The following is a 20,048-nucleotide window of genomic DNA, read 5'->3' as shown; positions in this document are numbered from 1 at the left end:
CAGGCGCCGGGCTCGGTGAGACGGACAGGCCCCACCCCAAACCCCTCCCCTGAAGGGGAGGGGCCTAAGAAGGTCGGCCATCAAATCTTCCAGCCCGAATGGATCGCGACCAGCCCGCCGAGCAGCGGCTCGACCTTGGTCTGGGTGAAGCCGGCCTCGCGGATCATCCGCTCGAACTCGGGCATCGGCGGGAAGCGGCGGATCGATTCGATCAGGTAGCGATAGCTCTCCGCATCGCCGGCGAGAAGCTGGCCGAGCTTGGGGACGAGCTTGTGCGAATAGGCGTCATAGACTTCGGCGAAGCCCGGCCACTGGGTGGTCGAGAATTCCAGGACGAAAAGCCGGCCGCCGCGTTTCAGGACGCGGTGCGCCTCGCGGAGCGCCTTGGGGATGTCGGTGACGTTGCGGATGCCGAAGGCGATCGTATAGGCATCGAAGAACTTGTCGGGCCATTGCAGCGTCTCGGCATTGGCCTCGCTCCAGACGAGGCCGTCGATCCCGCGCTCGGCGGCGCGCTCGACGCCGACGGCGAGCATCTCGGGATTGATGTCGGCGACGGTGATCGCCGCGCCCGAAGGGGCCATGCGGAAGGCGATGTCGCCGGTGCCGCCGGCCATGTCGAGGATGTGCTCGCCGGCGCGCGGCTTCACCCGGCGGACGAACTTGTCCTTCCACAGGCGGTGGAGGCCGCCCGACATGGCATCGTTCATCAGGTCGTATTTGGCCGCGACGCTGGAGAAGACCTCGCCGACGCGGCGGGTCTTTTCCTCGGGGGCCACGTCTTCGTAGCCGAAGGAGACGGTGTCGGTCATGCGAGCGGCTCTAGCGGGCGTTTCTCGACGAAGGAAGGGCTGGCGGCTAGGGAGGGCATATGCCTGAGCTGCCCGAAGTAGAGACGACCGTCCGAGGCCTGGAGCCCGTGCTCCAGGGCGAGACGATCACCCGCGTCACCCTGCACCGCGCCGACCTGCGCCGGCCCTTCCCCGAAGGGCTGGGCCAGCGGCTGACCGGGGCGACGGTCACCGGGCTGGGGCGGCGCGCCAAATATGGGCTGATCGAGACAAATCGGGGGGATACGCTGATCTTCCATCTCGGCATGTCCGGGCGCTGGCGGATCGACCCCGAGGAGATCGGCAAGCACGACCATATGGTGCTGGAGACCGGACACCACCGGCTCGCGCTCAACGATCCGCGGCGATTCGGCTCGGTCGACCTGGTGCCGACCGCGGAGCTGGCGGCCTGGCCGGCCTTTGCTGCGCTCGGGCCCGAGCCGCTGGGGCCGGACTTCACCGCGGCGCATCTCGCGCGGGTGTTCAAGGGGCGGGTGGCGCCGGTGAAGGCGCTGCTGCTCGACCAGCGCGTGGTGGCGGGTCTTGGCAATATCTATGTGTGCGAGGCGCTCTACCTCGCGCGGATCTCGCCGGTGCGGGAAGCGGGGACGATCTCGAAGGCGCAGCTCGAGAAGCTGGTGACGGCGATTCGCGAGGTGCTGGAGAGCGCGATCGCCGCGGGCGGCTCGACGATTCGCGACTATGCCCGGCCGGACGGCGAGCTCGGCTATTTCGCCAAGGAATGGCGGGTATATGGGCGCGAAGGCGAGCCCTGTGGCTGTGGCGGGCTGGTCGAGCGGCGGGTGGATTCGGGCCGTTCGACCTTTTGGTGCCCGAAATGCCAGTCCTAAAGGTTGACCCGAATCGCGGGTAGCGTTAAGGGGCCCGTCTTTCCGGGCGTGGAGGCATGTTCCCCGCGCCCTAAACATTTACGAGCTAGGAACGAGACGGCATGGCGAATACGCCGCAAGCGAAGAAGCGTATCCGGCGCAACGCGCGTCGTGCGGAGATCAACGGCACCCGCGTGAGCCGCATCCGCACCTTCGTGAAGAAGGTCGAGTCGGCCCTCGAAGCCGGCGACAAGACTGCGGCCGCTGCCGCGCTCGCCGCCGCGCAGCCGGAAATGGCGCGCGGCGTTGCCAAGGGCGTGCTCCACAAGAACACGGCCTCGCGCAAGTTTGCGCGTCTCAACAAGCGCGTCGAAGCGCTGGCATAATCGTAACTTTTCCGTAACAAACGCCCCGCGGGACCCCGGTTCCGCGGGGTTTTTGTCGTGTTTTTCGGGCGATGCGGAACGAATCATGGTTACGATCCTGGAACCCTAGGAAACGCGCGAGTCGCATCGGGTTGGCCATGTTGAAACCGGTGTTCCGCGGGATAAAATCTTTGGATTTCAGGGGTGTATAAAGGGGGTGCCACGCATTTCCGTGGGTTAGGGCGAGTCAACAAAACTATTTCAGAATCTTTACATCCCGCCCCCTTGCTCGACTCGAAAAACCGTCCCTAAAACAGACCTCCCAGGCGAGATTCGCCGGGGTATCCGGGGGGCGAGCTCACTCGGGTGTACGGCCCACTGCACCATGACCGGGGATGTCCGGTGCGGGCGGGCTTCATGTCGGATCGAATTGGCGCGCGGGATGCAGACAGCTTCCCGCGAAGGAGGGGTGCGTCACGGTGACTCAGGTTCAAGCCTTGGAGCGGGACGGAATGGAAGCTGCGGTTGCCAAGGCATGGTCGCATGTGCGCGCGAACCTGCGCCGCTCCGCGGGCCAGCGCCTTTTCGACCAGTGGCTGAAGCCGGTGGTCCTGATCGAAGGCAGCGACGCCGAGATCGTGCGCCTGGGCCTGCCGTCGGCGTTCATGACCCAGTGGGTCAAGAATCACTATGCCGAGCGGCTGCTGCTCGAGTTCCGCGGCCAGATCCCGGCGGTGCGCAACGTGTCGATCGAGACGATCGCCGAGGAGCCCAAGCGCGTCCTGAGCGCGGCACCGGCGGCGAGCGCCGATGCGGCGCCAGTGGCTGCGGCGACCTCCGCGCCGGCCGAGCGCCCGCAGTTCGACCCGCGCTTCAACTTCGAGCGCTTCGTGATCGACGCGACCAATCGCGTCGCCTGCAACGCCGCCAAGGCGATGGCCGAGCCGGGCAGCCCGCGCTTCAGCCCGCTCTACCTCCACGCCGGCACGGGCCAGGGCAAGACGCACCTGATGCACGCGATCGGCCATGCGTTCCTGGAAGCCAATCCGGAAGCGACTGCGATCTACGTGACCGCCGAGCGCTTCATGTTCGAGTTCGTCCAGGCGCTGCGCAACAAGGACACGCACGCGTTCAAGGCGCGGCTGCGCTCGGTGGACCTGCTGATGATCGACGATCTGCAGTTCATCGGCGGCAAGGACGCGACGCAGCAGGAATTCTTCCACACCGTCAACGAGTTCATGTCCTCGGGCAAGAAGCTGGTGATCGCGGCGGACCGCGCGCCCCAGGCGCTCGAGGGCTTCGAGCCGCGCCTTGCCGGGCGCCTAGCATCGGGCCTGGTCGCGGACATCAAGCCGGCCGAGCTCGAGCTGCGCCGCGCGATCGTCGGCCGCAAGCTGATGGACATGCCGGCGGTGACGATGCCGCACGAAGTGATGGACCTGCTCGCCGCACGGATCACCACCAACGTCCGCGAGCTCGAAGGCGCGCTCAACCGCCTCGTCGCCTATGCCCAGCTCAACGGCGAGGTCATCACGATCGACTTCGCCACCAATGTTCTCGGCGAAGTGCTGCGGTCGGCGCAGCGCCGGATCACGATCGACGAGATCCAGCGCGCGGTCTCGGCGCATTTCGAGGTCAAGCAGATCGACCTGATCTCCGAGCGCCGCGCCGTGGCGATCGCCCGGCCGCGCCAGATCGCGATGTACCTGGCGAAGCGCCTGACCACGCGCTCGCTGCCCGAGATCGGCCGCAAGTTCGGCAACCGCGACCATTCGACCGTGATCCACGCGGTCAAGCGGATCGAGGAGCTGCGCGGCAAGGACGTCGAGATCGACACCGCGGTGCGCACGCTGATGCGCACGCTCGAAGGCTAAGCGGGGGATATAATCCCTCCCGTCCCCCGGGAGGGCAGGGTGGAGGAGCTGAGAGCGGGGCAACGCAGATCGGTCACGCCTCCACCCTGATTATCGAAAAGGCCGGGGCCCAAGGGGCTCCGGCCTTTTTATGTCTAGACATAATCGCCAGGCGGTTCGCTCAGGGCACCAGCTTGAAATAATAGCTGTAGTTGCGCGCTGCGCCGCTGACCGTGACGTTGTTGATCGTCACGTCATAGATGGTGTTGGCGGTGAGCCCGGCCACGTTCCACTGCACGCTGTTGGGCAGGCCATAGCCCTCATTGTCCCAGGACTGGTTCGACACGGTGAGCATCGCGCCGCCGCGCGCCTTCACGGTGATGACCGCGTTGGCGAAGCTCACCGAGCTGTTCGCGCCGAAGTTCGAGGTCTTGTTGGCGATCACGCTGAACGATAGCAGCGCCGAGGTGTCGAAATATTTCGCCGGATAATCCTGGAACGGATAGGCGACATAATCGGGCAGCGGGCCGGCGGTGTTCTGGGTGGAGTTGATCACCTTGATCGACGCGCCGTCGGCACGGTTGCTCGTCTGCCAGGTGCCGGCGACGCGGCCATAGGCGATCGTCGAGAGGAACGGATAGAGCAGCCAGCGGCGGTGGCCGATATTGTTGGCCGTGACGTTGTTGGTGTCAGTGAGCCAGCCGATCATGATGTCGGCGTCCTGCGAATAGCGCAGCCCGCCGGTTCCCAGATAGATGTTGCTCTGCCCCGCGGCGGTGGCGCCCGCCGAGGTGTAGCACAGCCAGCTCGTCGGCGGATTGTGGCTGAGCGCGCCATTGGCGGCCATCATCAGCGCCGATTGCTGGACGGCGGGCTCGTCCGCCGGCGCATAGGTGACCGCCGGCAGGTTGTGGTGGGCGCGGATATCGTTGAGCGTCGCCAGCACGCGCTGCGCCACTTCGGGCTTGAGCGTGCCCGCCTGGCAGGCGGCGATGTTCGGTTGGGCCGAATAGAGCAAAGCGATCGAGCTGAAGAAATCGGCGCCGCTGGCCGGCTCGCTGCTGACCGGGGTGGGCGTGGGCGAGACGGTCGGCGTGGGCGTCGGGGTCGACCCCGGTGCGGGCGTCGGCGTAGGAGTGACGACAGTGCCGCCGCCATCCGAACCACTACCACCGCCGCCACTACTACAGGCTGCAAGGGCGCTCCCGAGGAGCAACACGGGAATCAGTCTACGCATGGGCACTCTCCGCGCTCAGAAACCCGGGGGTATGCGTAAGGGTTCCCCGGCGAAGATAGTGAACCATCCGTAACGGTTCCGCGCCTCGCCGGAGAAGATGCAGCATCAGACCTGCAGGCCGACGGCTCGCTGGGCCGCGAGCAGCGTCGGCGCGGCGAGCGCCGTGGCGCGCTCCGCCCCCCGGGCAAGCTGCGCGCCCACCGCGGCACGGTCGCCGAGCAGCTGGTCAAGCCGCGCGCGCACCGGGGACAGCACCGAGATGGCGAGATCGGCCAGCGCCGGCTTGAACGCGCCGAAGCCCTGGCCCGCGAACTCGGCGACGACCGACTGGGGATCGCGGTCCGACAGCGCGGCGAAGATCGTCACCAGGTTCTTCGCCTCCGGGCGCTCGGCAAGCGCATCGAACGAATCGGGCAGGGGCTCGGGATCGGTCTTCGCCTTCTTGAACTTCTGCGCGATCGTGTCGTCATCGTCGGACAGGTTGATGCGCGAGAGGTCCGACGGATCGGACTTGCTCATCTTTGCGCTCCCGTCGCGCAGGCTCATGATCCGCGGCGCCGCCTTGGAGATGAACGGCTCGGGCAGGGGAAACAGATCGACTGCATAGTCGGTGTTGAACTTGGCCGCGATGTCGCGCGCCAGCTCGAGATGCTGCTTCTGGTCCTCGCCCACCGGCACGTGCGTCGCCTTGTAGACCAGCACGTCGGCGGCCTGGAGCACCGGATAGGTGAACAGGCCGACGCTCGCGCCCTCGCGGTTCTTGCCGGCCTTGTCCTTCCACTGGGTCATGCGGTTGAGCCAGCCCATGCGCGCGGTGCCGTTGAGGATCCAGCACAGCTCGGCATGCGCGGGAACGCGCGCCTGGTTGAACAGGATGGCGCGATCATCGATGCCCGACGCCAGCAGCGTCGCGGCCATCTCGATCGTCGAATTGGCGAGCTCCTGGGGGCTGATATTGCCCGTCAGCGCATGGAGATCGGCGAGGAAGAACAGGCATTCCCCCTGGTCCTGCATCGCCACCCAGTTCTTGATCGCCCCAAGGTAGTTGCCGAGGTGGAGATTGCCGGTGGTCTGGATGCCGGAGACGACGCGCATGTATTTTCCTTCCACGCCCGGGCTGACCGTTCGGCCTTTGGACGGGCCGCGGGTCCGAGACGGCGGGGACGCAGCCGCACAATGATGCCAGGGACGGGGACGCTCTAGCGACGCGTAGGGCCGGGGGGAAGCGGTGCTTTCAGCCGCTTGCGAAGGGCCAGATCGCGAATTAGCGTCCGCCTGGTTAACAGGGGGGGATATCCAATGCGTAAGGTTCTTGGCGCGCTCGCTGCGGGCGCCGTCTTCATTGCCGTGCCCAGCGCCGCCCAGACTGCCGGGAAAACGGTGCAGCTGAGCAAGGTCGTGATGGACACCGAGACGCCGATCAAGGGCAAGATCAAGGGCGGCACGCTGTGCGTGTTCCCGTCCAAGTGGAAGCTCAACGGCGAGAAGAAGACGCAGGACTATGAGCGTTTCGACCGGCTGTTCTCGGAGCGGATGAAGGCGCGCGGGTTCGCGCCGATCACCACCTCGGCGGACATGTTCGCTGGCGCTAGCGATCAGAACAAGGCCGATTATCTGTTCGGCGCCACAGTGAAGCCGGACACGATCAACCTGTGCAGCTCTGTGAACGGCGAGAAGGGCGACATGATCCTGATCGTCGACTGGCAGGTCTATGATCGCGCGGCGCAGAAGGTCGTCGCCACCACGACCACCACCGCGACGTCGCGGCAGGAGAAGTTCTCGCACCAGGGCCTGACCGCGATGTTCGACCAGGCCTTTGTCGCCAATCTCGACGTGCTGGTCGAGGAAGGGAAGGTCGAGCCCTATATCGGCAAGGCGGGCGCGCGGCCGGCCGAGCCGGCGCCGGAACCCGTTCCGGCAACGACTGCCGCCAAGAAGTGAGCTGCCTGCGGCGGTGGCGTGCTAAGCGCGCCGCCGCCGCATCAGCGCCTTGAGGTCGGACAGGCGGAAGGCGCGGGTGGCGAAGCAGGCGACGCCGTAGATCGCGCAACCGGCGCCGACGAGGACGACCAGCGCGCCGTAGCGCTGCCAGAGCAGGCCGCTGAGCCAGGGATCGAGCAGCCGGTCGAAGCCCCAGATCGCCAGCCCCATCAGCACCGCGGCCAGCGCGAGGCGCGGCAGGCGGCGCTTCAGCTGCGCGTCGGCGACGAAATGCCCGCGCTTCCTGAGCTCGGCATAGAGCATCCAGACATTGACCGTGGACGACAGCGCAGTCGCCAGCGGCGGGCCGACATGGCCGATCAGCGGGATCATCGCGAGGTTGGCGACGATGTTCACGGCGACCGAGATCATCGCAAATCGCACTGGCGTGCGCGTGTCCTGGCGGGCGTAGAAGCCTGGGGTCAGCACCTTGACCAGCACATAGGAGGGCAGGCCGATCGAGAAGCCGGCGAGCGCCCAGGCGCATTTGACCGTGTCGTCGGCGGTGAAGTGCCCGTACTCGAACAGGCCGCGCACGATCGGCTCGGCGGCGACGATCAGCGCGACCATCGCGGGCAAGGTGAGGAGCAGCGCCAGCTCCATCCCGCGATTCTGCGTCTCCATCGCCTCGGTATCCTCGCCCGCGCGGAGCAGCCGCGAGATGGTGGGGAGCAGGATCGTGCCGAGGCCGATGCCGATCATGCCGAGCGGCAGCTGGTTGAGCCTATCGGCGTAGTAGATAAACGAGATCGAGCCCTCGCCGAGCAGGTAGCCCGAGAGCGCGGTGGAGATGACGAGGTTGAGCTGCACCGCGCCGGCGCCGAGCGCGGCGGGAAGGATCAGCTTCATCAGACGGCGCACCTCGGGATCGAGCCGGGGCAGGCGCGGGCGCAGCGACACGCCGGCGGCGCGGCAGGCGATCCCCAGCCAGAGCAGCTGGACGAGTCCGCCGATCGGGATCGAGATCGCCTGGGCGCGTGCCGTCTCCTCGGGCGTGCCGTGGAAGACGAACAGGGCGGTCACCATCGCGATGTTGAGCAGGATCGGCGCGGCGGCGTTGACCCAGAACTTGTCGAGCGAGTTGAGGATGCCGCCGAGCAGCGAGGCGAGGCAGATCAGCATCAGATAGGGGATGGTGATCCGGCTCAGCGCGACGGCGAAAGCGAGCTGGTCGTGCGTCGGGTGCTGCTTGTGGAAGCCGCCGGAGAGCGCCGCGGTCAGCGGCCAGGCGGCGGCGAGCATCGCCACCGTCATCACCGCGAGGAAGGCGAACAGCACCGCCAGGGCGCGCTCGGCGAAGTCGAACGCAGGTCCGCGCTCGCCGTCATGCTCGGCGAGCTTGCGGTTGAACATCGGGATGAACGCCGACGAGAAGGCGCCCTCCGCGAAGAAGGCGCGGAACATGTTGGGGAGGCGGAAGGCGACGAGGAACGCATCCGACGCGAAGTTCGCGCCGACATAGCGGGCCTGGAGCGAATCGCGGACCAGCGCGAGGATGCGGCTGGCGAGCGTGAGCCCGCCGACCGAGCCCAGGCTGCGGGCGAGCTTCATCGCCTTCCCCCCTCCCTTAACGGTGGATCAGGCCTGGCCCGCCGGCTCGCCGATGCCGTCTTCGTTCATCCCGCGCTGCTGCAGGTAGATGCCGCCGAAATCGATCGGCTCGAGCATCAGCGGCGGGAAGCCGCCGTCGCGGACGGCGTCGGCCAGCACGCGGCGGGCGAACGGGAAGAGCAGGCGGGGCGCCTCGCCGAGCAGGAAGCCGTCCAGCGCTTCGCCCTCGGGCACGTTGCGGATGCCGAACAGGCCGGCATAGGACAGGTCGACGATGAACGCGGTCTGGCTTTCGGCCTGGGCGCGGACTTCGATCTTGAGGACGACTTCGAACACGTCGTCGGCAACCTTGCCCGAGCCGATGTTGAACTGCACGTCGATCGCCGGCGCGGTCTGGTTCTGGTAGATCGCCGGCGCGTTGGGGTTCTCGAACGAGAAGTCCTTCACATATTGCGACAGCAGGCCGACGGCGGGGGCGGTATCTTCGCCATTCGCTGCGGGCTCGCCGAATTCGGCGATCGTGTCGTTCTCGGCCATTTCAATCTACCTCTTTTCCGGAAAGTTTCACGCTGTTGAAGCGTTGGATCGGCTGCGCGCCTAGCAGGCGGGCGCATGCGTTTCAATTCCCGGCGGATTCGGGCCGATTTGAAACCCGCGCCACTTGGGCCTATGTTAACCGGCGAAGCGTTTGGAGGCGTAGTGTACACGATAATCCTGTTCGCGATGGTAGCTGGCTTTCTGGCGCTCCGTCTTTATGCCGTGCTCGGCAAGCGCACCGGCCATGAGCAAGCGCTGCCCAAGCCGAGCGAGGAGCGCGTGGCGGTGCCGCCGCTGCCGCGCACGGTCGACCAGCAGGCCGCGGACGTGCGCGAGGCGGGTGCCCGCGTGATCGAGAATGGCGCGGAAAGCGGACTGAAGGCAGTGATCGCCGCCGATCCGAGCTTCGACGTCGCCCAGTTCATCGATGGGGCCAAGAGCGCCTACAAGATGATCCTTGAGGCATTCTGGAAGGGCGATGAGGACACGCTCGCCTGGCTCGTCGAGGACGAGGTCCGTGCCGGCTTCGCCCAGGCGATCGCCGAGCGCAAGACGGCCGGCCATGTGCTGGAGAATCGCCTGGTCGCGATCGAGCGCGCGCTGATCTCGGAAGCCTCGGTGGAAGGCAAGGTCGCGCGCATCGCCGTTCGCTTCGACGCGGACATCGCCGCCGTGACCCGCGACGGCGACGGCAATGTCGTCGCCGGCTCGCTGAGCGACGCGGTCGAGACGCACGATATCTGGACGTTCGCGCGCAGCCTGCGCAGCAACGATCCCAATTGGAAGCTCGTCGAGACCGACGAAGCCTGAGGGGCGAATACATGCGAATCTGGGGGGGAGTCGCGCTCGCGGCGCTGTTGAGCGCTTGCTCGGGCGGCATGGTGCCGCATTCGGTGGAGCCGGGATACCGGCCGCCGCCGCGGACGGTAGCGCGGGAGCCGGCCCGCGAGGCGCCGCGCGTGGCCGAGCCGCATGGCAATCCCGCCGTCCGCCAGCCGATCCCGGCGACGCCGCTGCCCGCGGTGCCGGCCCCGGCTGCGCCCGCCGGCACGCTCAGCGCATCGGTGGCAGGGCTGGTGCCGGGCCCCGATTTCGACATGCTGCCGCTCGGAGACGACGCCGCGGCGCGCGCGCTGGTCGCGTTCCGGCTGAGCTGCCCGTCGCTGGTCCGCCGCACCGACGCGAGCGGGCTCACCCAGGGCAGCGACTGGCAGCCGGTCTGCGACGCCGCCAAGACCTGGCCCGAGCGCGACGCGCACGCCTTTTTCGGCCGCTGGTTCGAGACAGTGCAGGTCGCCGACGGCCGCGCCCAGGCGACCGGCTATTACGAGCCCGAGATCGCCGGATCGCGCCACAAGCGCCCGGGCTATGAAGTGCCGGTCTATGGCAAGCCCGACGACATCATCGAGGTCGATCTCGGCCAGTTCTCGAGCGACCTGAAGGGCAAGAAGATCCGCGGCCGCGTGGCCGGCAAGACCTTCCTTCCCTATTTCGACCGCAAGGACATCGACCAGGGCGCGCTCGACGGGCGCGGACTGGAGATCGCCTGGGCGGCCGACCCGATCGAGCTGTTCTTCCTCCAGATCCAGGGCTCGGGCCGGCTTCGCGGGCCCGACGGACAAGTGATGCGGATCGGCTTTGCCGGGCAGAATGGCCGCGAATATGTCGGCATCGGCGCGCTGATGCGCGACCGCGGGCTGCTCCAGCCGGGCAAGGCATCGATGCAGGGCATCATCGAATATCTGCGCGCGCACCCTGAGGAGGGGCGCCAGATCATGTGGGAGAACAAGAGCTATGTGTTCTTCCAGGAGCTGAAGGGCGCGGGGCCGAACGGCTCGCTCGGGCTGCCGGTCACGGGGCAGGTGAGCGCCGCGGTCGATCCCAAGTTCGTGCCGCTGGGCGCGCCGGTGTTCCTCTCGATGGACCGCGCCGAGGCCAATGGCCTGTGGATCGCCCAGGATACCGGCGGGGCGATCAAGGGCCCCAACCGCGTCGATACCTTCTGGGGCGCAGGCGACGATGCGCGCGCGATCGCGGGCGGCATGAACGCGCACGGTACCGCCTGGCTGCTGCTGCCGGTGGGCACGCTGAGCAAGCTTGGCGGCGCGCCGATCGCTGGCTCGATCCCGGCGCCGACCCGCCAGCGGTGAGACGCCTCGCGCCCGAGGAAGCGGCGCTGTGGAAACGCGTGATCGCCAGCGTGACGCCGATCAAGGCGCGCCCGGTCAAGTCGGTCGAGGCGATCGAGAAGGCCGCCGAGCCGGTGCCGGCGCCCGCACCCGCGCCGGCCAAGCCCAAGGGGCGGGTGCCGCCGCCCCGCGTCGCGCCTGCGCCCGCGCCGGCGCGCCGGGAAGCCGCCAACACGCTCGACGGCTCCTGGGACCGGCGCCTGTCGCGCGGCCTCGTCTCGCCGGAATCGACCGTGGACCTGCATGGCCACAGCCTCTCCGCGGCCTATGACCGGCTCGATTTCGGGCTTGACGTCGCGATCGGGCGAGGCGACCGCGTGCTGCTGCTCGTCACCGGCAAGCCGCCGCGCCCCGAATCGGAGCGCCCGCACGCCCGCGGAGCGATCCGCGCAGCGGTGGGCGACTGGCTCGCCTCGTCGCGCCATGCGGATCGTATCGCTGCCGTAAGGAACGCGCATCCGCGCCACGGCGGCGCCGGCGCGCTCTACATCGTGCTGCGGCGGGCTCGAGAAAAATCTTAACTTCTGTCTGCGATTTATCCGGGATCGCGTTCCGGGTGCGACCGGCGCGCGCAGGATTCCTGTGGGGGGAAGAGCGAGCACAGTGGAAGGATTTTCGCTCAAGAGCCGTGCGATCGCCTTTGCGATGTGCGCAGGAGCCGTGGCGTTCATCCTGGCGCTGGCGGCCGCCTCGACGCCCCAGGCCATCACCATCGAAAGTGCCGGCCGCGCGCTGATCGCAGCGATCATATGCGGCGTGATGTGCTGGGCCTCGGCCGAGCGCAGCATCGCCTCCACTGCCGAGGCGATCGACTCCGCGATCGAGCGGCTCCAGGGCGCCGCCAATGGCGACCTGCAGAGCGGGATCCCGCCCCAGGTGCACGAATCGGTGCCGACGCTCGCCCGCGCGATGGACGGGCTGTTCCGCCAGCTCCACGCCAATCTGGAGAGCGTGCAGCGCCTGGCGATGTTCGATCCGGTGACCTCGCTGCCCAACCGCACCAATTTCCGCCGCACCGCCGAGCGCATGCTCGCCGAGCTGCCGCCGGGCAATGTCGCGGTGCTCTATTTCATCGATCTCGATCGCTTCAAGCACGTCAACGACACGATGGGCCACGCCACCGGCGATGCACTGCTCGGCATGGTCGCCAATCGTCTGCGCGCGGTGGCGGATCGCTTCGCCGCCGAGACGGATGCGCGTCCGCCGCTGATCGGCCGCCTGGCGGGCGACGAGTTCACGATGTTCTTCCCGACGCTGCGCCATGTGCGCGAAGCCGAGCGGATCGGCCGGGGCATCCTCTATGCGCTGTCCGAGCCGTTCGACCTGTCGGACCAGGAAGTGTCGATCGGCGCCTCGATCGGCATCGCGCTGCGCCCGGAGCACGGCACGACGCTGCACGACCTGATGCGCGCCGCCGATGCTGCGATGTACCACGCCAAGGCGATGGGTCGCGGCCGCGCCGAGCATTTCACCGAAATCCTCGCGGCCGAGATCGCCGATCGCGCGCGGCTGGAGAGCGACTTGCGCGAGGCAGTCGACAAGGACCAGTTCACGCTCGTCTACCAGCCCCAGGTTTCCGCCGCGGAGGGCCGCATCGTCGCCGCCGAGGCGCTGCTGCGCTGGCGCCATCCGGACGGGCTCAAGATGCCCGGCACCTTCATCCAGCGCGCCGAGGAGACCGGCCTGATCGTCGAGATCGGCGAATGGGTGGTGGAGAGCGTGGCCGAGACGATCTCGCGCTGGGGGCGGCTGGGCGTCGAGCAGCGCATGGCGGTGAACATCAGCCCGCGCCAGCTCGACCATGCCAGCTTCTTCCGCAAGCTGCGCGAGGCGATGCTGGCGGCCAATGCGCCGGCGCATTTGCTCGAGCTCGAGATCACCGAGACGCTGGCGATGCATTGCTCGAGCGAAGTGCTGGAGGCGATCGCCCAATTGCGCGCCGACGGCGCCACGATCGCGATCGACGATTTCGGCACCGGTTATTCCAACATCGCCCGGCTGCGCACGCTGCCGATCGACCGGATCAAGCTCGACCGCAGCCTGATCGAGCATGTCGCCGACAGCGCCGAGGCGCGGACCATCGCCCAAGCGGTGATCGGGCTGATCCATGGCCTGGGCTGCGAGGCGGTAGCCGAGGGCATCGAGAGCGACGACCAAGCCACCGTTCTGCGCGTGATCGGCTGCGACATCCTCCAGGGCTATGCCGTGGCGACACCGATGGAGGAGGACGCCTTCCTCGAATGGGCCCGCGCCGTGGAGCCGCAGCGGATCGCGGGGTAGCTATCCGTCATCCCGGCGAAAGCCGGGATCTCCTGCCGTATCGCGCCTTCGCCTGAGATCCCGGCTTCGCCGGGATGACGGTTAGGTGTCGAGCGCCCGCCTCAGAATCTCCTCGTACACGTCGGCCAGCGCCAGCAGATCGGGCAGCGCCACCGCTTCGTCGAGCTTGTGCATCGTCGCGTTCAGAAGCCCGAACTCGACCACCGGGCAGAGCTTCGACAGGAAGCGCGCGTCCGACGTGCCACCGGTGGTGGACAGCTCCGCCGTCACGCCCAGCTTTGCCTCGATCGCGCCGGCCACCAGCGTGGACAGCGCGCCCGGCTCGGTGAGGAACGCCTCGCCATAGACGCGGCCCTTGACGATCCCGAGCGGCGCGTGGCGCTGGACGATCTCCTCGATCCGGGCGACCAGGTCGGGGCCATATTGCTGGTCGTTGAAGCGGATGCTGATCCGCGCCTTCGCCTCGCCAGGGATGACGTTGGTGGCCGGATTGCCGACGGCCAGGTCGATGATCTCGATGTTCGAGGGCTGGAACCAGGCATTGCCCTGATCGAGCACGATCGCGTCGATCTCGGCGAGCGCCCGGACCAGGCGGGGGATCGGATTGTCGGCGAGGTGCGGATAGGCGACATGGCCCTGTTTGCCGGGCACGGTGATGTCGATCACCGTCGAGCCGCGACGCCCGATCTTGATCATGTCGCCGAGCCGTTGCTGCGAGGTCGGCTCGCCGACCAGGCACATGTCGGGCAGCAGGCCGCGCTCGGCCATCCGCTCGATCAGCCGTGGCGTGCCGAAGGTGGCGGGGCCTTCCTCGTCGCCGGTGATGATCAGCGTGGTCACGCCGCCCTCGACCCTGGCCGCCGCGGCGACGAAGGCGGCGATCGCGCCCTTCATGTCGACCGCGCCGCGGCCATAGAGCAAGTCGCCGCGGACCTCAGGCGCGAAGGCGGGCGTCGTCCAGCCCTTGCCCGGCGGCACGACGTCGAGATGGCCGGCAAAGGCGAAGTGGCGGCCGCTGCCGCCGCGCACCGCGAGCAGGTTCTCGACCGGGCCGTCCGGCGCCTCGCCCTCGACGAAACGCTCGACCCTGAAGCCGAGCGGGAGGAGTGCTGCCTCGAGCACGTCGAACACGCCGCCGCGCGCCGGGGTGACGCTCTCGGCGCCAATCAGGGCCTTGGTGAGTTCGATGGGGTCGGGCAAGATGGTCTCCGGCATGATCGGAGGTGGCATTGCCCAAGCTCGACCTAGACGCAATCCCGCAGACCAATGCGACTGGCTATCCGAGGGAACATGCCGGACCGGTGCAGGGCCGCTGGTATCGCCGGCTGGCGCCCGCCAGCGGGATCACCGACACCGGGTTCAGTCATGTGACGCTGGAACCCGGCGCCTGGTCCGCCCAGCGGCACTGGCACGAGGGCGAGGACGAGTTCGTCGTGATGCTGTCGGGCGAGGCGGTGCTGGTCGACGATTGCGGCGAGGCGGTGATGCGCCCGGGCGACATCGCGGCGTTTCCCAAGAATGACGGGAACGGCCATGTTCTGCAGAACCGCAGCGACGCACCCTGCGTGTACATCGCGGTTGGGCGCCCGGTGGCGAGTGACTGCCATTATCCCGACGTCGACATGCACTGGAGCGTCGAGCAGGGATATCGGCGGAAGGACGGCAGCGGCTTCTAGGCCGGATCCATCTCGAACTGCTGGATCACCCAATCCTCTTCCTGCGCGCCGGCGATCCAGTCCTGCATGAAGGGGTGCTGGAGCACCGCGTTCATATAGGCAGGGGCGAAGCGGGCAACGGGGAGCGAATAGGTGACGAAGCGGGTCACTACCGGCGCGAACATGATGTCCACTGCGCCGAATTCACCGAACAGGAACTGGCCTTCGCCGCCGAAGCGAGCGCGGGCCTGGGCCCAGAGCTCCATGATCCGGGCGATCTCCTGCAGCACGTCCGCGTCGGGCGTCTTGGGCGGATAGACCTGGCGGATGTTCATGCCGTGCTTGCGGCGCAGATTGGCGAAGCCGGAGTGCATCTCCGCCGCCATCGAGCGCGCCATCGCGCGGGCGGCCGGGTCTTCCGGCCAGAACTTGGCGTTGCCGGTCTTGTCGTTGAGATATTCGACGATCGCCAGGCTGTCCCACACCACGGCGTCGCCGTCCCACAGGATCGGCACCTTGCCCGAGGAGGGGGCGAACTCGTCGCCCTCGCGGCGCTTCTCCCAATCCTGGTCGTAAAGAGGGACCACCACTTCCTCGAAGGGCAGCCCCGCCTGCTTGCACGCGAGCCAGCCGCGCAGCGACCAGGAGGAATAGGCCTTGTTGCCGATGTAGAGCTTCATGGCTGGGGGATAGCTTGGCGGTGCGCCCGGGGCAATCGCGTGGGCGGCGCTTTCGAAACGGTGCGAACACTGTCTTGCCAACGTAACGAAATCGCTCGAAGAATTCGGCGGGCAAAGAGTGGGGGGATCATGCGCAGCAAGTGGTTCGGGCCGGCGGCATTGGCCGTGGCGGCGATCGGGGCGGGCGTTTCCGCGAGCGCGTGGGCGCAGACGGCACCGGCACCGGGACCGGTTCCTGCTGCCGCACCTGCGCCCAAGGGCCCCGTCCACTACGAGACCACGGTCTTCGCCGAGCTTCCCGCGATCGAATCGCCCTCGCTCTCGCCCAAGGGCGACAAGATCGCGGCGCGCATTGCGGTGCACGGCGTCCAGTATTTCGGCATCTATCCGCTCGACGGCAGCAAGCCGGTGATCATTGGCCTGGGCGAATCCGACCTGAACTGGTGGCGCTGGGTCAATGCGGACTGGCTCGTGGTCGGCATCGGCCAGACCGTGCCGGTCGAGGACGAGGAATGGTACATCACGCGCAGCTTCGGCGTGCGGGCGGACGGCACCAAGATGGTGAAGCTTAACAAGGACACCGCCGGCCAGAACGCCTCCGACCTGCTCTGGGTGGCGCGCGACGGCAGCCCGCGGATCCTGCTGGGGTCGCAGAACTCGATCTACAGCAACGAGCAGGCCTTCTGGCCGCGGGCCGACGAGATCGACGTCACCACCGGCAAGACCAGGCTGGTCCAGCCCGGGCTCGCCGATGTGTGGAACTGGTATGCCGACGGCAACGGCGTGGTCCGCATGGGCTATGGCATGTCCGACGATGGCCGCAAGCGCCGGCTCTACTATCGCAAGCAGCGCGGCGAGCCCTTCAAGGTGATCGACCGGGCGACGTCGATCGACGAATCGATCGAGATGCCGACGCTGTTCAAGAGCGATCCCAACCAGGCGCTGATCATCGACGACGATGCGGAGGGCTATTCCGCGCTCTACGAATATGACCTGACCAAGCTGGAGCGCGGCAAGCAGCTGTTCGCAGCCAAGGGCTTCGACATCGGCGATGTGTGGAGCGATCCCACCGGCTTCGGCTATCTCGGCATCGAGGTGAACCGCGACAAGCCCGGGACGGCCTGGACCGACCCGGCGATGACTGCGCTGCAGGCCAAGCTCGACGGCATGATCAAGGGCGGCCAGCCCGAGATCGTCTCGATGAACGACGATCACAGCGCGGTGATCGTGCATGTCGGCGCGGCCTCGGCGCCGGGCGCCTATTTCCTGTACCGCGCCGCCGACGAATCGATGACCGCGATCGGCAATATCAACGCGACGATCGGCCTGAAGCTGCTCCACCGGGTGAAGACCATCCGCTACAAGGCGCGCGACGGGCTCGAGATCGCGGCGGTGATGACGCTGCCGAGCGGCGAGGCGCGCAATGCGCCGCTGATCGTGATGCCGCATGGCGGCCCCTATGCGCGCGACACCGAGGAATGGGACTGGTGGGCGCAGTTCCTCGCCGATCGCGGCTATGTGGTGATCCAGCCCAATTACCGCGGCTCCTCGGGCTATGGCACCAAGTTCACTCGCAAGGGGCAAGGGCAATGGGGACTGGCGATGCAGGACGACCTGGATGACGCCGTGACCGAACTCGCCAAGCAGGGGATCGCCGACCCCAAGCGGGTGTGCATGGTCGGCGCCTCCTATGGCGGCTATGCGGCGATGCGCGCGGCGCAGCGCGACGGCTCGAAATATCGCTGCGCGGTCGCCTATGCCGGCGTCTCGGACCTCAACCGGATGCTGCGCTTCAACAGCAACTTCCTCGGCTCCGGCGCCCGGCAGGACTGGCTGCGCCGGCAGGTGGGAGACCTGAAGGGCGTGTCGCCGCTCAACTTCCCGGAGCAATTCTCCACCCCCATCCTGATCGTGCACGGCAAGAAGGACCGCACGGTGCCGGTCTCGCAATCCAGGCTGCTGGCCAAACGGCTGAAGGATGCGGGGAAGAACGCCACCTATATCGAGCAGCCCGAGGGCGACCACCATTTCAGTCGGGAGGCGGACCGGCTCGAGTTCCTCAAGGCGCTGGAGGCCTTCTTGGCCAAGTATAATCCGGCCTGACCGGACACCTAAGCAGGCTGGGGATACACCGAACGGTGGGTTTCTGAGCCGCGAGCATATGCATGATGTGTATACATGATGCATATGCCTAATATTGCCGCATATGCATGATGCATATGCGGCATTGCGGTACGAGCGTGATGCGTATACATGATGCGCATGCATCACGAGCCACTTCCGCCCGCCTGTGCCTGCACCCTGCTCCGCAAGGCGGCGCGCGTCGCCGGCCGCCTGTATGACGCGGCGCTGGCCGGGCATGACATGAGCATCGCCCAGTTCGCGCTGCTGCGCCATATCGCGCGGGGCGAGCCGCTGGCGCTCAGCCGCCTCGCCGAGCAGCTCGAGATGGACCGCAGCTCGCTCTACCGCGCGATCGCGCCGCTCGAGAAGCGCGGCTGGGTGGAGGTCACGCCCGGCGCGGGACGGAGCAAGGCCGCCCGGCTGACCGAGGCGGGCAGGGCGGCGCTCCATGCCGCGGAGCCCGATTGGGCGGCAATGCAGCACCGAGTGGAAGCGGAAGTTGGCACGGCGCTGTGGAAAGTCATGAAATCGGGGATCGAGACGCTCAGCCAGGGCATCGAGCGCGCGGGCGCCAGGGCATGACCGCGATCCTGTCGCGCCTGCCGCTCGGCACCCGCGGCTATGCCGGCATCGTCGCGGCGATCACCTTCGTCGCGCTGCTCGTCTCGGCGGGGCTGCGCTCGGCGCCGGGCGTGATGATGCTGCCGCTCGAGCAGCATTTCGGCTGGGACCGCGCGACCATCTCCGCGTCTGCAGCGATCGGAATCATGCTCTACGGGCTGGTCGGCCCCTTCGCCGCCGCGCTGATGCTGTCATTCGGGATCAAGCGGACGATGCTCGCCGGGCTGGCGCTGATGTCCGCCGCCACCTTCGCCAGCCTGTGGATGACCGAACCCTGGCAATATGTGCTGAGCTGGGGCGTGTTTTCCGGCATCGGCAGCGGCGCAGTCGCCTCGGTGCTCGGCGCCGCGGTGGTCAATCGCTGGTTCGCGACGAGGCAAGGCCTGGTGATGGGGATGCTCACCGCGAGCACCGCGACCGGCGCGCTCGTCTTCCTGCCGCTGCTCGCCTGGCTCTCCGAAGGCGGCGCGTGGCGGCCGGTGGCGCTCGCCGTGTCGATCGCCAGCGCCTGCGTGATCCCGCTGGTCTTCCTGTTCATGCCCGAGCATCCGCAGGATGTCGGCGTGCGCCGCTTCGGCGAGACCGAGGCCAGCGCGCCGCCGCCGCCGATGAAGCAGGCCGCGATGCCCGCGCTCGCCTTCACCGCGCTGTTCCGTGCCTCGAAGAGCCCGACCTTCTGGCTGCTCTTCGGTACCTTCTTCGTGTGCGGGCTGACCACCAACGGGCTGGTCGGCACGCATTTGATCGCGTTCTGCGGCGACCACGGCATCGCGCCGGTGCAGGCGGCGGGGCTGCTCAGCCTGATGGGGCTGTTCGACCTGTTCGGCACCACTGCCTCGGGCTGGCTGACCGACCGCTATGATCCGCGCAAATTGCTGTTCGTCTATTATGGCCTGCGCGGGCTCTCGCTGCTCGCGCTGCCCTTCCTCGATTTCAGCGCGTCGAGCCTGCTGGTCTTCGCGATCTTCTACGGGCTGGACTGGATCGCGACGGTGCCGCCGACGGTGAAGCTGGCAAACGTCCATTTCGGCGAGCGCGATGCGCCGGTGGTGTTCGGCTGGGTGATGGTGGGGCACCAGATCGGCGCGGCAACCGCGGCGTTCGGCGCCGGCGCGGTGCGTGCCTGGACGGGGACCTACACACCGGCGTTCCTGGTGGCGGGCGCGTTCGGGCTGGTGGCCGCGGTGGCGATCCTGGCGGCGCGGCGCGAGGGGCCTGGGGCGCGGGTGGCGGTGGCTTAGATTTCCTTAGCCCTCTCCCCTCCGGGGAGAGGGTTGGGAGAGGGGCCTGGACTCGGCGTTCTCAGCTCTTCGGCA

General features: G+C 67.7%; 19 protein-coding genes. 12 read left to right on the top strand and 7 right to left on the bottom strand.

Features of this window, described 5'->3' with window-relative positions; all coding sequences use genetic code 11:
• Positions 1–80: 80 nt before the first annotated feature.
• Positions 81–812 carry a class I SAM-dependent methyltransferase gene (locus ABLE38_RS02310; RefSeq protein ID WP_348972550.1) on the bottom strand — a complete coding sequence of 244 codons (732 nt, stop codon included), beginning with the start codon at positions 810–812 and terminating at the stop codon, positions 81–83.
• 59 nt (positions 813–871) lie between these two features.
• Here ABLE38_RS02310 and mutM point away from each other — a divergent pair, with 59 nt between their 5' ends.
• The 3 genes from mutM to dnaA all read left to right on the top strand — a co-directional run bounded on the left by mutM (position 872) and on the right by dnaA (position 3,899).
• Positions 872–1,681: a bifunctional DNA-formamidopyrimidine glycosylase/DNA-(apurinic or apyrimidinic site) lyase gene (gene mutM, locus ABLE38_RS02305; protein WP_348972549.1), complete on the top strand. Its 810-nt coding sequence runs from the start codon at positions 872–874 to the stop codon at positions 1,679–1,681.
• Between the two features lie 101 nt (positions 1,682–1,782).
• Entirely contained in the window at positions 1,783–2,046 is a 264-nt protein-coding gene (gene rpsT / locus ABLE38_RS02300) for a 30S ribosomal protein S20 (RefSeq protein WP_183994207.1), read from the top strand.
• 491 nt (positions 2,047–2,537) lie between these two features.
• Positions 2,538–3,899: a chromosomal replication initiator protein DnaA gene (gene dnaA / locus ABLE38_RS02295; protein ID WP_348972548.1), complete on the top strand. Its 1,362-nt coding sequence runs from the start codon at positions 2,538–2,540 to the stop codon at positions 3,897–3,899.
• A 160-nt stretch (positions 3,900–4,059) separates the two neighbouring features.
• On the opposite strand, the gene ABLE38_RS02290 is transcribed toward dnaA, so the two are convergent.
• Positions 4,060–5,115, bottom strand: coding sequence for a CAP domain-containing protein (locus ABLE38_RS02290; protein WP_348972547.1), 1,056 nt, complete (start codon positions 5,113–5,115; stop codon positions 4,060–4,062).
• Between the two features lie 105 nt (positions 5,116–5,220).
• Complete coding sequence (gene trpS, locus ABLE38_RS02285; RefSeq protein WP_348972546.1) at positions 5,221–6,210, bottom strand: tryptophan--tRNA ligase; 990 nt, start codon at positions 6,208–6,210, stop codon at positions 5,221–5,223.
• Positions 6,211–6,414: 204 nt separating this feature from the next.
• Here trpS and ABLE38_RS02280 point away from each other — a divergent pair, with 204 nt between their 5' ends.
• Complete coding sequence (locus ABLE38_RS02280) at positions 6,415–7,056, top strand: hypothetical protein (protein ID WP_348972545.1); 642 nt, start codon at positions 6,415–6,417, stop codon at positions 7,054–7,056.
• 21 nt (positions 7,057–7,077) lie between these two features.
• Here the strand turns inward: ABLE38_RS02280 and murJ are convergent, their stop codons facing one another.
• Entirely contained in the window at positions 7,078–8,646 is a 1,569-nt protein-coding gene (gene murJ, locus ABLE38_RS02275) for a murein biosynthesis integral membrane protein MurJ (protein WP_348972544.1), read from the bottom strand.
• Positions 8,647–8,673: 27 nt separating this feature from the next.
• Positions 8,674–9,183, bottom strand: coding sequence for a protein-export chaperone SecB (gene secB, locus ABLE38_RS02270; protein ID WP_348972543.1), 510 nt, complete (start codon positions 9,181–9,183; stop codon positions 8,674–8,676).
• Positions 9,184–9,345: 162 nt separating this feature from the next.
• On the opposite strand from secB, the gene ABLE38_RS02265 reads away from it, so the two are divergent.
• The 4 genes from ABLE38_RS02265 to ABLE38_RS02250 all read left to right on the top strand — a co-directional run bounded on the left by ABLE38_RS02265 (position 9,346) and on the right by ABLE38_RS02250 (position 13,652).
• Complete coding sequence (locus ABLE38_RS02265) at positions 9,346–9,993, top strand: Tim44/TimA family putative adaptor protein (protein ID WP_348972542.1); 648 nt, start codon at positions 9,346–9,348, stop codon at positions 9,991–9,993.
• 11 nt (positions 9,994–10,004) lie between these two features.
• The gene (locus tag ABLE38_RS02260) at positions 10,005–11,333 is read left to right on the top strand and encodes a murein transglycosylase A (RefSeq protein ID WP_348972541.1); all 1,329 of its coding nucleotides are present in this window, start codon (positions 10,005–10,007) and stop codon (positions 11,331–11,333) included.
• Positions 11,330–11,893 carry a Smr/MutS family protein gene (locus tag ABLE38_RS02255; RefSeq protein ID WP_348972540.1) on the top strand — a complete coding sequence of 188 codons (564 nt, stop codon included), beginning with the start codon at positions 11,330–11,332 and terminating at the stop codon, positions 11,891–11,893. Before ABLE38_RS02260 ends, ABLE38_RS02255 begins: the two co-directional genes overlap by 4 nt.
• An 82-nt stretch (positions 11,894–11,975) precedes the next feature.
• Complete coding sequence (locus ABLE38_RS02250) at positions 11,976–13,652, top strand: EAL domain-containing protein (RefSeq protein ID WP_348972539.1); 1,677 nt, start codon at positions 11,976–11,978, stop codon at positions 13,650–13,652.
• Positions 13,653–13,733: 81 nt separating this feature from the next.
• Here the strand turns inward: ABLE38_RS02250 and dapE are convergent, their stop codons facing one another.
• Positions 13,734–14,882 (bottom strand): succinyl-diaminopimelate desuccinylase, encoded by a 1,149-nt coding sequence (gene dapE, locus ABLE38_RS02245; RefSeq protein WP_348972538.1) that lies wholly within the window; start codon positions 14,880–14,882, stop codon positions 13,734–13,736.
• Here dapE and ABLE38_RS02240 point away from each other — a divergent pair.
• Positions 14,882–15,328, top strand: coding sequence for a cupin domain-containing protein (locus ABLE38_RS02240; protein WP_348972537.1), 447 nt, complete (start codon positions 14,882–14,884; stop codon positions 15,326–15,328). The two genes, dapE and ABLE38_RS02240, sit on opposite strands and share 1 nt — an antisense overlap.
• Here the strand turns inward: ABLE38_RS02240 and ABLE38_RS02235 are convergent.
• Entirely contained in the window at positions 15,325–15,987 is a 663-nt protein-coding gene (locus ABLE38_RS02235; protein WP_348972536.1) for a glutathione S-transferase family protein, read from the bottom strand. The two genes, ABLE38_RS02240 and ABLE38_RS02235, sit on opposite strands and share 4 nt — an antisense overlap.
• A 129-nt stretch (positions 15,988–16,116) precedes the next feature.
• Here ABLE38_RS02235 and ABLE38_RS02230 point away from each other — a divergent pair, with 129 nt between their 5' ends.
• The 3 genes from ABLE38_RS02230 to ABLE38_RS02220 all read left to right on the top strand — a co-directional run bounded on the left by ABLE38_RS02230 (position 16,117) and on the right by ABLE38_RS02220 (position 19,973).
• The gene (locus ABLE38_RS02230; RefSeq protein WP_348972535.1) at positions 16,117–18,090 is read left to right on the top strand and encodes an alpha/beta fold hydrolase; all 1,974 of its coding nucleotides are present in this window, start codon (positions 16,117–16,119) and stop codon (positions 18,088–18,090) included.
• Between the two features lie 159 nt (positions 18,091–18,249).
• On the top strand, positions 18,250–18,693 hold the full coding sequence (locus ABLE38_RS02225; protein ID WP_348972534.1) for a MarR family transcriptional regulator: 444 nt from the start codon (positions 18,250–18,252) through the stop codon (positions 18,691–18,693).
• Positions 18,690–19,973: an MFS transporter gene (locus ABLE38_RS02220; RefSeq protein ID WP_348972533.1), complete on the top strand. Its 1,284-nt coding sequence runs from the start codon at positions 18,690–18,692 to the stop codon at positions 19,971–19,973. The genes ABLE38_RS02225 and ABLE38_RS02220 overlap by 4 nt, the downstream gene beginning before the upstream one ends.
• Positions 19,974–20,048: the final 75 nt, after the last annotated feature.

The organism is Sphingomonas sp. KR3-1, from assembly GCF_040049295.1.
Classification (GTDB): Bacteria; Pseudomonadota; Alphaproteobacteria; order Sphingomonadales; family Sphingomonadaceae; genus Sphingomonas.
This window is presented reverse-complemented; position numbering and strand designations above follow the sequence as displayed.